General features: G+C 53.1%; 12 protein-coding genes. 6 read left to right on the top strand and 6 right to left on the bottom strand.

Annotated features, from left to right (window positions below):
• The first annotated feature begins 159 nt into the window (after positions 1-159).
• Positions 160-951, top strand: a complete 792-nt coding sequence (locus tag ACOQPU_RS05035) for an SDR family oxidoreductase (protein ID WP_420644036.1) — start codon at positions 160-162, stop codon at positions 949-951.
• On the opposite strand, the gene ACOQPU_RS05030 is transcribed toward ACOQPU_RS05035, so the two are convergent.
• Positions 926-1336, bottom strand: coding sequence for a VOC family protein (locus tag ACOQPU_RS05030; protein ID WP_420644035.1), 411 nt, complete (start codon positions 1334-1336; stop codon positions 926-928). The genes ACOQPU_RS05035 and ACOQPU_RS05030 overlap by 26 nt on opposite strands.
• Before the next feature lie 19 nt (positions 1337-1355).
• The gene (locus ACOQPU_RS05025) at positions 1356-1838 is read right to left on the bottom strand and encodes a DinB family protein (RefSeq protein ID WP_420644034.1); all 483 of its coding nucleotides are present in this window, start codon (positions 1836-1838) and stop codon (positions 1356-1358) included.
• 256 nt (positions 1839-2094) lie between these two features.
• Between ACOQPU_RS05025 and ACOQPU_RS05020 the strand changes: the two genes are divergently transcribed.
• From ACOQPU_RS05020 to ACOQPU_RS05005, 4 genes are all read left to right on the top strand, one after another.
• Positions 2095-2523: a nuclear transport factor 2 family protein gene (locus ACOQPU_RS05020; RefSeq protein ID WP_420644033.1), complete on the top strand. Its 429-nt coding sequence runs from the start codon at positions 2095-2097 to the stop codon at positions 2521-2523.
• A gap of 12 nt (positions 2524-2535) precedes the next feature.
• On the top strand, positions 2536-2994 hold the full coding sequence (locus ACOQPU_RS05015) for a VOC family protein (protein WP_420644032.1): 459 nt from the start codon (positions 2536-2538) through the stop codon (positions 2992-2994).
• Complete coding sequence (locus ACOQPU_RS05010) at positions 2991-3545, top strand: ankyrin repeat domain-containing protein (protein ID WP_420644031.1); 555 nt, start codon at positions 2991-2993, stop codon at positions 3543-3545. The genes ACOQPU_RS05015 and ACOQPU_RS05010 overlap by 4 nt, the downstream gene beginning before the upstream one ends.
• Positions 3546-3890: 345 nt before the next feature.
• Positions 3891-8384, top strand: a complete 4494-nt coding sequence (locus ACOQPU_RS05005) for a DUF7594 domain-containing protein (protein ID WP_420644030.1) — start codon at positions 3891-3893, stop codon at positions 8382-8384.
• A 70-nt stretch (positions 8385-8454) separates the two neighbouring features.
• Here ACOQPU_RS05005 and ACOQPU_RS05000 read toward each other — a convergent pair whose 3' ends face one another.
• On the bottom strand, positions 8455-9792 hold the full coding sequence (locus tag ACOQPU_RS05000) for a transposase (protein ID WP_420644029.1): 1338 nt from the start codon (positions 9790-9792) through the stop codon (positions 8455-8457).
• 103 nt (positions 9793-9895) lie between these two features.
• The gene (locus tag ACOQPU_RS04995; protein ID WP_420644028.1) at positions 9896-10927 is read right to left on the bottom strand and encodes an aldo/keto reductase; all 1032 of its coding nucleotides are present in this window, start codon (positions 10925-10927) and stop codon (positions 9896-9898) included.
• 106 nt (positions 10928-11033) lie between these two features.
• Between ACOQPU_RS04995 and ACOQPU_RS04990 the strand changes: the two genes are divergently transcribed.
• On the top strand, positions 11034-11369 hold the full coding sequence (locus ACOQPU_RS04990) for a hypothetical protein (protein WP_420644027.1): 336 nt from the start codon (positions 11034-11036) through the stop codon (positions 11367-11369).
• A 154-nt stretch (positions 11370-11523) separates the two neighbouring features.
• Here ACOQPU_RS04990 and ACOQPU_RS04985 read toward each other — a convergent pair whose 3' ends face one another.
• The gene (locus ACOQPU_RS04985) at positions 11524-12267 is read right to left on the bottom strand and encodes an SDR family NAD(P)-dependent oxidoreductase (protein WP_420644026.1); all 744 of its coding nucleotides are present in this window, start codon (positions 12265-12267) and stop codon (positions 11524-11526) included.
• 218 nt (positions 12268-12485) lie between these two features.
• Positions 12486-13745 carry a GNAT family N-acetyltransferase gene (locus tag ACOQPU_RS04980; RefSeq protein ID WP_420644025.1) on the bottom strand — a complete coding sequence of 420 codons (1260 nt, stop codon included), beginning with the start codon at positions 13743-13745 and terminating at the stop codon, positions 12486-12488.
• Between the last annotated feature and the right edge of the window lie 182 nt (positions 13746-13927).

The raw sequence follows: 13927 nt of genomic DNA, 5'->3' as shown, positions 1-13927 counted from the left end.
TTGTTGTACCATATGCGGAGAACAGTGTAGCGGGTGCTGGTACGGCCGTCAACCAGCCGCACACCGCCTATCAGTACTATAGACCTAGCCACTGAGTACGCGAATTTACGCCGCAAAACCAAATATCCGCGCAATCCATGGCAAAATTTGAGGGGTAAAATGAACAACTGGCAACCAGACATGCTGCAAGGCCAAACGGCCGTTATCACTGGCGTGAGCCGTAAAATTGGGATTGGTGCTGCCATTGCCCAAGCCCTGGCCGAAGTTGGCTGCAATATCTTTACGACTTATTTTCGGCCGTATGACGCCACCATGCCCTGGGGCAGTCAGGCAGATGAAGCCACTGCCATCATTGCAGAATTACAGCAAATGGGGGTAGAAGCTACCGGGCTGGAGCTGGATTTAAGCCAGCCTACAACACCAGCCGAGCTATTTACGATAGTGCAGGAGCGGTTTGGTCGGGCGAATATTCTAATAAACAATGCCGCCTACTCCACAACGGGCAGTATCACGAAAATGACGGCTAACGACATGCAAAACCACCTTGCCGTCAACGTACAGGGGATGGCCTTGCTGTGCCAAGCGTTTGTGCAGCAGTTTGAAGAGGGTGAATGGGTAGAAAACGGCCGTATCATCAACATCAGCTCAGGGCAAAGCCATGGCCCCATGCCAGATGAGCTAGCCTATGCCACCAGCAAAGGCGCTGTCGAAGCATTCAGCCTCAGCCTGAGCGCAGATTTAGCCAGCCAGGGCATCACTGTCAACGCTATTGATCCCGGCATCACCGATACGGGCTGGATTACCGACGATTTACGCCAGCACTTTGTCGCCCAAGCCCCAATGAGGCGTATCGGCACACCAGCAGATGCCGCCCGGTTGGTGCGGTTCCTGGCCTCACCCGAAGCAGGTTGGATCACCGGCCAGCTTATTCGCTCGCGGGGGGGTCTATGAGGCAGTACACATCAATCCGCACATTAAACGGATCGTCAACGCAGCAAAAGCGCATCGGCACATACATTTCTGTGTCTTCTGGAGTGTGACACGGTTTGCAGCCAGCGGCAATGAGCGCATCGTACAGACGGTCTACCTCGCCCGGTTCTGCCATCTGAACGGCAAATTCGGTGTTACTCGGCCCCTGACCCGGCACCGTGCCACCTTTGCTCTCAAACAGCGTCAGCCAGGTTGCTCCCAGCTTCCAGCCGTAATGCGGCCCCTCTTTGTAGATTTGATCCGCTGGTCCAAAAATGCTCGTGTAAAAAGCGGCCGCTTCCTCCAAATCCAAAAAGTAGAGCGAAACAAAGTTCAAATCCACAATTTTGTACGGCTTTTCTGCCATGAGATCATATCTCCTTTTGTTAACCGATAATACGGTCGTTTGTACCGGCGAGCTGGCGCAAAATTTCTAGTTGGCCGGTATGGTACGTTTCGTGCCAATGCAAGCCAGCAATTCGCTCAGCCACCGTTTGCTGATGCGCTTCATTAAATATCTCGGCTAAGGTTTCGGCAGAGACTGTTTTTAGGCCTGCTTCAATGCGAGCTTGGGATTCTTGGATGGCGGCCAGGAGCTTATCGCTGTGTACGGCCGTTGCTCCTTCAATCACCGGTTCTGAACCTGTCTTGTAAAGGGCAACTTCGTCCGCGCTAAAAATCGGCACCTGCCCCAGCAAAATCAGCACCTGATCCCGATTGGTGGCGATGTGGCCCAACACCCAATTAAAACAGTTGCCCCGAAATGGCAACTGTAAGCGCATCTGTTCATGGCTTAAACCTTCGGCCTGCTTGTTGATAATCCAAGTGGTCGTTTGGAAAGATTGAATCAATTTTTGTGTGTCTGACATAGTTGCCTCCTAATAGTTGGTCTTTACCAAAACGACGTCTCGTGTGGACAAAAATCGACAGAGCATTCTAATATTAAATCCTTCAACCTTTTTCATTGCCTCTGGCTTTTCAATCATCACAATGATAGACCGTTTGTTCTACTTGCGCAACAAAAATACCTGTCCTTTTGGACAGTTTCTTCACGACCCTTTGACCAATGGCAAAACCAACGAAATTAACAAAAATTGCCTTCTGGTTTAGGCCATCGGAGGTACCATGTCACCCAATCTTACTGACGACCAATTCGTCCAGCTAATGACACAGCTTGCCATAAGTTGGACAACCCGGAACACCCAAGCAGCCCTCAACTCTTTTACAAAAGACGCCATTTATATGGAGCCACCAAATATTCAACTTTATATGGGGCATGAACAGCTACGGCCGTACTTTGCCGCCCTTTCCCCAGGCACCTACATGACCTTTCAAAACCTATGTTTTGACGAGACGACACAAGTGGGCATGGGCGAGTTCAGCTTCGGGCTGCGTGGCAAGGAACTGGCTGATGTAGGCATCGCAGTTGTACAAATTGAAAACGGCAAAATAGCTCACTGGCGAGAGTACCATCGCAAAGGGCCAGCCAATTTTTCTGAATTTATTGCTCATGAGGGAAAAGAATTCGAGTGGCACATTGGCAACTATCCATAGGACGGAAAAACTATGTCAAACATGACCTTTCGCGTACAAAAAATAAATCATGTAGAGCTGTTTGTACCGGATCAGCACGAAGCAGCCCAATGGTATGCCAACATCCTCGGCCTGCACATCATTCCAGAGTTTGAATTCTGGGCAAAAGACGGTCCGCTCATGCTGACCACCGCCAGCAACGGTACTAAACTAGCCCTGTTTCAGGGAGAACCCAAGGGCAACAGACCCACGGCTGGGCATCACCGGGTTGCTTTCGGCGTGGATGGGGCGGGTTTCATGCAGTTTTTGGCGCGGCTAGAAGAGATTGTGGTGTACAATCAGCAAAACGAACGGTTAACGCGCCAGCACGTGGTTGATCACGCCCTTGCTTGGTCCATCTACTTTTGCGATCCCTATGGCCATCTCTACGAAATCACCACCTACGATTACGACTTTGTGAAGCACAATATGAACCCTCGGAGAAACGAATGACCCAAGAACCGCTTACCCAAGAACAAATTCGCAATTTTGTACTGCCTGCCCACGGCAATCTGGAAGTTGTGCAGCAAATGCTGGCCGCAGAGCCACGTCTACTCAACGAAAAATATGTGGAATTTGATGAAACCGCGCTAGAAGCAGCTTCCCACGTGGGCAACCGCGCCATTGCCCAATTTTTACTCGATCAGGGCGCACCAATGAACATTTACACCGCCGCCATGCTTGGCCTGCAAGATGAGGTTGAAGCGTTTCTGGATGAGTCGCCAGAGTTGGTGAACGGCAAGGGCGTCCACGGCATCTCGCTGCTTTTTCACGCCGCCCTCAGTGGCAATGTGGAATTGGTGGAGATGTTGGCGGCGCGGGGTAACTCGCAAAGTCCAGACCAACCATTGCTCGCGGCAGCGATGTACGGCCGTCACGCAATGGCAAAATGGCTACTGGAACGCGACGCAGACAAAACGGCCACCAACTTCCGGGGCCAAACTGCTTTAGACATTGCCGAACTGCGTGAAGATGAGGCATTGATCAAACTCCTCTCTTCATAATCTGGTGGCATTATCTGGTGGCATTTTTCTCCAGGAATGTAATGTTTCTCTTAAGGAAGGTTGTCTAATCTCTTAATTGGAGAAAAAGAGTAATACAGTCGTCCATTCAACTACCGAACAATTACTCGCAGACATCGCAACATACATCGGCAACATCTAAGTATTTAACTAAATTTGTAGGCATTTTTGCTGCCTGCAAGTTACCAAAAATCGCATCTAAAATGCCAATTTCCCAAACCAGTCAGGAAAATTGGCATGATGTTTTCGGTTTCTGCCTTTTGCCAGCATACCGATTGCAGAACCGAGCCATTATCAGGGAAGTTTCTAGTCACCAGGAGGGATTTTATGGTCCACCAGCGTTTCTCTCGTGCCATTTTGGCCATTACGGCCGTTTTCTTATTTACATTTATTCTGTTCAGTACCCAACCACAAGCCGCGACTGCCGACAATGCCCTGGTGCGCCTCAACGGCATCATGGCGGGTCTCAATGGCGACTCGCAGGTGCAATATGTGCTGCTGGAAGTGGCAGACAACAACCAGCTTGATTGGGGGCCACAACCCGAAGACCCGCCCGGCACGCCTGGTCGCACCATGCTTGTTTTTTATAATGCCCTGGGCAACCAAACGGGTCGGTACGTCTTCCCTGACGATCCACCAGCGAGCGCCAGCAACGTCCTTGTGGCCACGGCCGATTTTGCGGCTCTGCCCGGTGCACCCACCCCAGACTTCATCATGCCAGCCGAGATTGTGCCCATTGCGGGCAAAGTTGCTTTCCAAAACAATCCCGACAATCCCAACGCCACCCCGGTTGACGTGGCTTTGAGCTACGGCGGTGCCGCGTATACAGGCAGCACCGCTGGCGCAACGGATGGTGCCAACCCGGCGGATCTGCCTATTTTGAACACGGTCAGTTTGCAGCGCGTTAGCGGCAACGGCTTTGGCAATGGTACTCAGACCAATGCCGATTTTGCCCCTGGTCCACCCAGCCCCATCAACAGTGCTAACCAAACCTTCGCCGCCCCGCCTCCGGTTGCTTCTATTGCCGATCAGGGCGAAATTTTGTTTAACAACGAGACCTTTTTGGGAAACGGCCGTACCTGCGCCTCCTGCCATCGCCCAGAAAATGGCGACTTTGGCCTTTCACCAGAACAAGTAGACAGCCTCTTCCAATCAGACCCGATGGATCCGCTTTTTGTGGCTGAATTTAATATCAACACCTTGGTTGTTAGCAGCAACGCTCCCTCCGGGTTTGCCCAGCCGAGCGACTTGCGCGGAGCCATCACCGGCACGACTGGCAGTGCCACCGTTATTGGCGGCAGCGGCAACACCTACCTGGTGTACGCAGGCGATGACCTCTCTGGCACCATCACCGACAGCTTGGGCAACAGTGCCACATTTGTCTCCTGGACACCCGGCAATCTGGCAGGCCCCAACCCTGTCAACGGCAGTGCCAATGGCTTGGAAGAGTTCACCAAGCTGCACGGCCCTTCTTCTAACCCTACAGGCTTCCCACTGGGGCGCGCCCTCATTCTGGAAAATATCGACGGCTTTACTCAGCCAGAAGTATTCCGCGCCTCCCCACCGCTCTTCAATGTTGCGGAAACGGCCCCTTACGGCTTTAGCTCTGAAATTGCTGATTTAGGTGATTTCTCCAACGGGGCTGTGGTGCAGCACGCGCCGCGCAACCTTAACCGCGTTCCCTGGGTTGATTTCCGTCCGCCCACCCAGGCTGAACTGGATGCTTTGGAGGCGTTCCAAAACAACATTCGCATCCCGGCAGACGGCAATTACGATCTGGATCGTTTTGCCATTTCTGACGATCAAATTCAGGGGCGTGATCTCTTCTTTAGCAACGAAATTCAATGCTCTCGCTGCCACTCTGGTCCGGTTCTGGCAACCGCCGACGGCACCATTGCGGGTACCACTGAGGGTGTGAACGAAAAGTTCAACACCGGCACCGACGAGGTGACGTTTAACCCAACCGACAACATGCCCACCGAACCGCCGAGTGCGGCTCCAGGCCCCAGCACGCGCACCTACAGTACGCCTGGCCTCTTTGGCACCGCGTTGACCACGCCATTCTTCCACAATCATGGCCGAGCCACACTGTTGTTTGCCGTCCAGTTCTACCGCACGCCAGAATTTGTAAACTCGCCTTCATTCGACATCACCGGCTTTGTGCCAATTGGAGCTACCTCTGGTAACGATTTACCAGTTGCTGCCTTTCTAGAGGCGTTGATTGAACCACCTACCGTATGCGCCGCGGGCTGCGATTTCCCCAGCCTGCCTGCGGCTCTTGCGGCCGTTCCCGATGGCACATCGCTCACAGTGAGCGGCACGCACAACATCGCCACCACGCTCCAACCGACGCAATCTGTCGTCATCTATGGCGGAGATGAAGCGGTTCTCAACTGGACAGGCGGTGCCAACAACAGTCTCATCGAAGCAGGAAACAGCAACCTGACTATCATGAACGTAACGCTGAATTGCGCTCAGAATTGCGGATCGGCAACGGCCGTTCGCAGCACAGGCAGCGGCCAGCTACTGGTAAAAAATGCCACGATCAGTGGTTTTGATACGGCCGTTCAAAGCGATGGCACCGGTGAGACAACGGCCAAAGGCAACACATTCAGCAACAACAGCACCGCCTTTGGCCAATCTAACGGCACGCTAGAAGCATATGCCAACAACGTTACTGGTTTTGGGGCTGCCTTTAGCAGCAGCGGTGGCACCGCCAACCTGAACAACAACTTCTGGGGCACAGCATTGGGCGGCGCGCCCGCTGGCTTACCCCAAGCTGCCTGGGACGCACGCTTGGCGGCAGAGGTAGTAGATTGGACCGACATCTCTAGCCGCATTGGCCGCGCCAAGCTGGGTGAGGCTGAATTGGAAAGCAGCGACGATACCGGAACGGCCGTTTTGGTGAGTTACGGCCGTACCCCTGCCAACGCTCCCTTCAACGAACCGCTCACAGGTGGTGGTCTCTGTTCAGATTATTACGAGACGTTTGTACGTGGCACCATTGGGGCCGGCGCAACCTGGCGGCTAAACATTCCTGTGGATGACAATGCCGCCTGCAACGCTGATGTGCTGGCGCAACAAGCGTTACGGCAAGTGGGCAACGTTGCCGATTGCATCGGCACGGGCAATCCCGCCTGTTGGGACAACGCCACCAACGTCACGACGGTTGGACAAACGCTGCAAATCAGCGGCTTGGCGACGACAGCACTCACCCGTGGCACCTTTGCCGCCGATGTCAGCACGAGCCTCCAGCCGACACCCACACCTGGGCCAAGCCCCACGCCAACAAATACAACCGTGCCCACAAATACACCAATCCCGCCAACCCCAACCAACACACCCACCGTTGGCCCCAGCCCTACACCAACGAATACGGCCGTGCCAACAGACACGCCTGTGCCACCAACGGCCACATCGACACCACCACCGGTAACCAACTTCGTCTTCACCCCAGAGGCCGATACAGTCATTCTTAGCAATCGACCCTTCAATAATCTAGGGCTGTCCACTCAAATTAGCACAGATGCATCCCCCCAAATCATCACCTTGCTCCGCTTCGATGCTCAGGGGATTGCGGGCACCATCACCGATGCAACGGTACGACTCTCCGTCCAAACCGATTCCGCCATTGGGTTCGAGGTGCACGAAGTTGCCGATAATAGCTGGGGCGAAACGACAGTGACCTTCGACAATGCACCTGCCATTGGCAATCTCATCAACAGCTCTGGCCCAACGACCGCAGGTACCTGGATTGAAATTGACATTACCAGTGCCATTTCGGGGAACGGACAGGTGAGTCTGGCACTCATCAGCACAGATGCCACGCGCATCTTGATGAGCAGCCGCGAAGGGGCAAACCCGCCAGAACTGGTTGTCAATGTCAATCTTGGGCCGACCGCAACACCAACGGCGACGGAGACAGCTTCCCCCACGCCAATACCGCCGACGGCAACAAACACGCCATTGCCTACAGACACGCCTGCACCCACCAATACACCTACCGTAGGCCCCAGCCCGACGCCTACCAACACCCCCCTCCCGCCAACAGCCACTGCGACGCCATCGCCTACGCCAGAACCCGGCAATGGTCAGACGGTTTACCTCAGCTCCAGTTCATCAGGCTCGGTCGGTGGCGTTAGCTTTGCAGATGAGGATGTGCTGGCTTACGACACTGATGCCCAAACCTGGAGTTTACTAATTGATTTGTCTGATCTTGGCATTGCTACCAACGACATTGACGCATTCTACGCGCTGGACGACGGTAGTTTCCTGATGAGCTTTGTCCGAGCACAAGATGTTGGCGGTGTCACGGGCGTAGACGATTCTGACATCGCTCGCTTCATTCCCACTTCGCTGGGTGACACCACTGCTGGCAGCTTTGAACTGTACTTTGATGGGTCAACAGTTGGCTTAGACACTCCTGGTGAAGATGTCGATGCGATAGGGTTTGCGCCAGACGGCCGTCTGCTCATCAGCACCATCGGCAACTACAACACTGGCAGCTTCACCGGTAGCCGCAGCGATCTGCTGGTGCTGGATGGTGGTAGCCTTGCTCTGTACTTCGACGGCAGCGACGTGGAACTCACAGACACATCTGAAAACATCAATGCCGTTTGGGTAGATGGCAACGGTGACATCTACCTGGCAACCAGTGGTGCCTTCACCGTGACCGGCGCCTCCGGCGATGGCTCGGATGTCTTTGTCTGCACACCGAGTTCCCTCGGCGACACCACCAGTTGCAGCTACACGCTGTTCTGGGATGGGTCTGCCAATGGGTTTGATGGCGAAATCATCGACGCCTTGAGCATAGCACCGTAATGTTTTGCTGCTAAGTGCCCATTCGCAGAATCATGGCTGTTCTACAGCAACATGACTCAAAAAACATGAGTCATCCCGAATTTAAGGCAAGAGCAGAATTGGGAGGTGGATAAAAGAGCCACAAACGACTCAGAGCAGAACGTAAACGATAAAGCGGCAGCGAGGCAACTCGGTGCCGCTTTCCGGTTCTATGGCACCAAGTACGAAGCAAAGTGTGCAAAGAATCAGGCGATAAGTCGGAAAGCAAGGAGAATAAAAAAGCAAAAGCGAGGGAAGCCATTAACAAAAGTTTCAGCCGATTTTGCCAAGACCAGAGACGAGGGGATTCAAAAGCCAAATCAGATTTAGCAAAGCGGAAGCCCATTTCAATTCGCCAACGCCGCGCATAGAAAAAAACAATAGCCCAAGCATCTTCGACAGATTCAATCTTCTCAGAAGTGAGGAGATACCAAGGGGAACGGCTGTTGCCCGGTCGAGAAACGACAAGAAAAAGGGGTGAGTTGGCAGCTTCGTGGCAAACTTGGACGTAGTAAATGCCCGTTTTCCGCCAACATTTGCGTCTAGCGTCCCAGATGAGTCGTTTGGCAAAGGACCGTTTCCCTCTGCAAATTTTCCAAGCCAGTCGTTTCTCACCTTGAGCATCAATCAGGGAATATTTCTTTTGCCAGCGAAGGACAAAGCGGAGGGAGTGAGCCGTGGCTGCCTCTAGCCAAGGGGAACCCGCAAACCCCCTGTCCCAGACATGGACGACACGGCGGCCCCAGTGGTGAGCGCATTGGCTCAGCAACGCTTTTTCTAACGTGCGCTTGCTCGTTTGGAGTAGCCCTCGTGTTGTCCACCATTTCATGGCAGCTAGAGTGGGGACGCTTTCTCCACCCACAATCATTAGCATGAGCCAGTTCATGCCCGGTACAAAGATAGGGCGACCAGGCGGATTGAAAAAGCCTGGCTTGATTCGTTTTAGTCTGGCTGCTTTGCTTGATTTGACAGCACACAATCCTTCAAGGGCAAGGCTCTCCCCTTTCTCTATCACGCTTTCATCCCACAAGCACAGCGGGGTCTTGCCTGCCTCCTCAATTGTGTCTACTGCTTCTTCTCCCCTGTTCCAGAGATAGTTTTCAATTGCTTCATACCCCCATCTCTTGCTTCTCAATAAGTTACTAATCCGTTTGGTTCCCGCTGGTGCTTGCTCTGGGGAGAGCAAATAGCCGCCTAGCTCACTGAGCAATAAGCCATAGCTTTGGTGCCGAAAGATGATGATCGTTTGGACAAGTTGTTCTAGGGTTCTTACCAGCCGTTTGTCCACTGTTTTATCTAGCTGCTTTTTCAGAGGCGCTAGAAAAAGGCTTAGCTTTTGGGCGATTTCATTGGAGAGTTTTCGGCTTTTTGTTTTATAATTACTTTTCATTTGTGAACTCCTGATTGAGATTTTGGTTAGCACTTCTATCTTCTTCAGGAGTTCTTTTTTGGCAAATAAAAAGACCCAACCTTGCGGTTGAGCCTTTTTTAACTCATTTTTCGGGATGACTCATGTTTTTATTTGCCCAAAAGAATCCCTTCATCCACGGGGCCGAATTATGGAAGTTGGCCGCTGCGCTGCCCGGTGGCACCAATTCATCACACGCTGTCCGCACATCATCATCCAGCGACATCTCCAGCACGGGCAATAGATGTTCTAACTGCACCAGCGTGCGCGGCCCGATGAGGGGCGCAGTCACGCCTAGCTGATCCTTCACCCATAGAACCGCCAACTGCGCCGCAGAAATCCCCACCTCCTGCGCCAATTTTACAAACGCATTGCCAACTTCAATGCCCCTGGCCGTGACGCGCTCGGCATAGATACCGCCGCGAAGCTGCGCCCGCGACGCTTGGGGATAGTTAGCGGCATCAGCATAACGCCCAGCCAAGACGCCCATCGCCAGCGGCGACCAGGGCAGGATGCCCAAGCCGTACGTCTGGCACATCGGCAGCAGTTCATTTTCGATGCGGCGGTCTAGCAAATTGTAAGGGGGCTGCTCTGACACAAAGCGGACGTAGCCGCGCAGTTCGCTGACCATGATCGCTTCCATCACCTTCCAGGCGGGGGCGGTGGAGCTGCCAACGTAGCGCACCTTGCCTGCCCGCACCAAGTCGGTCAGTGCCGCCAGCGTTTCTTCGATGGGCACCTCAAAATCGGGGCGATGGAGTTGGTACAGATCAATGTAGTCCGTTTGCAAACGCTTTAGGGAATCTTCGCAAGCCTGGATGATGTGGCGACGGCCGTTTCCCCCATCATTGGGTCCCGGCCCGGTGGGGTAATGCACTTTGGTGGCGATGAGAACTTGGTGGCGACGGCCGTTTTCCTTTAACGTCCGGCCAATAATTCGCTCACTTTCTCCCTGCGCGTAACTGTTGCTCGTGTCAATCAGATTGATGCCCGCCTCAATCGCCCGGTTGAGAATCGCTTTCGCTTCCGTTTCCGGCGTGGGATTGGCAAAATTGTCGGTTCCCAAGCAAAGCGGCGCAATCTTCACTCCACTGCGCCCTAGTCGTCTGTATTCCATAACATTTTCCCCTACAATAAATTGAGACAGCCTGTTTATAGAAAGCTAACAAGCACAAAACTTTTCAGATAGTATAAGTTGAAAAAAATGTTTAAGGAGTCTCATAATGGATGATATGCCAAAAGATAAATCTTTGAAGAGAAAACCAAGGTCATATTTTTTGATGAGAGGATTTTTCATTTTTATTTTGAACATTTCTTTGTCATTGGCATTTGCACTTGATCTGAAAGAAATTGCTGCCGTTTTTCTCTCTTTCTCGATTACTAATAATGGCGCATTATTAGTAATCGTGTTCCTTCAAAATCTGGTTTTGCTCTTCTTAAGCATGGATATTCCCCCTAAATCTAATGAGATTTTTTTGAAGGGAATGAGAGCCCACATTTTTTTGGGGTTATTTTCTTTACTATTTTTTATCTTGAAATCAAAGAGCCTGAATTTATAGATTCCTCCTCCTTGAATTATTTTTCTGACCTTGTTGTAGGCGCAGTACTCATTCTCGTAGCATTAGTTGCTGTTGACAGAGATTACGACAGACAGCTTAGTTCTCATCTAGATGCAAAGCCTTAGCATAATGCTAAAACCATCTGTTGCACTTATTATTTGGCCGTGTAGCCAGCATCCACGTTGACCATTGCACCAGTCATGTAGCTGGCGGCGTCGGAGGCGAGGAAGCAGACGACGCGGGCGATTTCTACGGGATCAGCCAGTCGCTCCATGGGTACGGTGCTGGCGATATGCTGTAAAATCTCGTCCGTCACTGGCTCTCTGCGCTCGGAGGCAAGCATGGGGGTGTTTACCTCGCCGGGGCAGACGGCGTTGATGCGAATGCCGTCCCTGACGTGATCCAGTGCCATCGCTCGCGTAAGCTGGTGCACCGCCCCTTTGGAGGCGCAGTAAGCCACCACGCCCGTGGCCCCCACGCCGCCCCAAATCGAGCCAAAATTGACGATGACGCCGTGGCCCTGCTGCTTCATCACGGCCACGGCCGCACGGCTGAAGTAAAAAATGCCGCTCACGTTGACGTTCATCACCTGTTGCCACTGCTCGTTGGTCGTCCCCAGCGCGTCGGCGCGAACGATGATGCCTGCGGCGTTGATGAGGATGTCGAGACGGCCGTTCTCCATCACCACCTCATCCACCACTTTTTGGCAAAAATCGGGGTCGCTCACGTCGCCGATTTGGGTGGTGGCGTTGATTTGTTGGGCAACGGCCGTTGCTAATTCCGCATTTCGATCCACGATAACAACGTGCGCCCCGGCCGCCGCCAATTCCCGCGCCGTCGCCGCCCCCATCCCGGACGCGCCACCAGTGACTATGGCAATTTTGTCTGTAAAATCCATGATTCCCTCCAATTTTCCCAAATTTTATCATCACCGGTAGGGGAGAGGCAGGTGGCCACACTCTAACAAAATTCGCCGCCGGAATCTCTCCACCTGCCTCTCCCAAATGCCACAATGACTAGTTTGCAACGCAAAAGGGCGAGGCGGTTGGAGGGTTGGTTTTGCCGAATTTACTAATTGGTTGCCAACCGCCTCGCCCCTACCGCAAATCGGTTTGGTTAAAATGAGGTGTGGCAGACGGGTTTGTTGGCCGTGTAAAACAATTGGTATACCGCGTCGGCATAGGCCGGGTTAGAGATGTCTGCCAGGCCGTAGGTGAGTAGCTGCCGAAAGGTGGTTGCGCCGATGATGAGCGAGCTGAATTCGGCTACGTCCAGCCCAATTTCTACATCCGGGGTGGCGGCAGGATTGAGGGTAATACGGCCGTTCTCCACTCCCAACATCCACGCGCCATCACACGCCTGCCAGAAGCTGTCCCGCAGATTAAGCTGCACCGTAAGCATCTGCCTGCCGAAATCATGGTCAGCTAGCAAATGGAACAGACGCGGCACGTCAATAACCCGGTACATGATGCCCACCCCCTGCGTGTTGCTCTCATGGTAAACCGAGGGCAGCAAATTGTGGCTGCCGTTGCGCGGGTCGTGCAACAGCAAATGAAAATCCTCGTCGTGCGTGTTGAAAATTATCGTTTCGATTTGGTCGGCCTGTGCCTGCAAAAAGGCCAGCAGGCTGCGCAAGGCTGCACTATTCTCATACATCAAGGTGCGCACGGCGATGTTATTCCGCAAGAAGTTGCCGTTGGGCACGGGATCAAAACTATACAGCAGGTAGCCTTGCAACTGCCCATCGGCCCAATAGCCCAGCTTGTGCATGGTTACGCTGTTAAAAAGTGCGTCAATCGCCATCTTTGGCTGGGTCATCATGCCGTTGCTGCGGGCCATCATCCGATCATAGCAGTCGTTGAACGCTTGCTTGTGGGATTCATCCAGATAGATGACATTCTCACGGCTGCCGTTAGGTAAGCTGGCGGGCGAGATGCGATATTGGTTCAGTTTACGGCCGTAGCCATACCCCATCTGCTTGTAAAAATCGGGCCGAAACGGATAAAGTGCCGTCATTGCCGCGCCCTTGTCACGGTAATGCTGCTGAAACCATTGCACCATATCGTAAGCAATGCGCTCTTTTTTGTGCAGCAAATCGACCCCTACCCCGCCAATACCGCCCACTAGCAAATCTGTGCCGTGCAGCCGCATGGTAAAATCATACAGCCGCATAATGCCGCGCATTTCACCCTCTTCAAACAGCCCGTATACAGTGATAATGGGGTCAGCGTGCATCTCCTGGCCACGCTCCTTGAAACGACGGCGCGCCGCCTCGTCAGTAGCCCGAATGCCAGGATACGCATTTACGGCAATGTGAGTGTACGCATCCCACTCAGATTCGGTTTGTAACGGCCGTATTTCCCGTGACTTCTTCATGTTCCTTTCTCCAAAAAATTAGCCACGGATTGCGCGGATTTACAGGGATTAAATCATAGGACTTACGTATTTTTCGGGCTGTGGCCGGCGTCTCGCCGTGCCACCTAGCCGACTCGGTCAGGAGACCGGCCGGAGCAACCGCGTAAGTCCTGAATCATAAAAATCCGCGCAATCGGTGGCTC

This window comes from Candidatus Leptofilum sp. (assembly GCF_965223285.1).
Classification (GTDB): Bacteria; Chloroflexota; Anaerolineae; order Promineifilales; family Promineifilaceae; genus Leptofilum.
The sequence above is the reverse complement of the archived record's forward strand: the minus strand, read 5'-3'. Positions and strand labels throughout refer to the sequence as shown.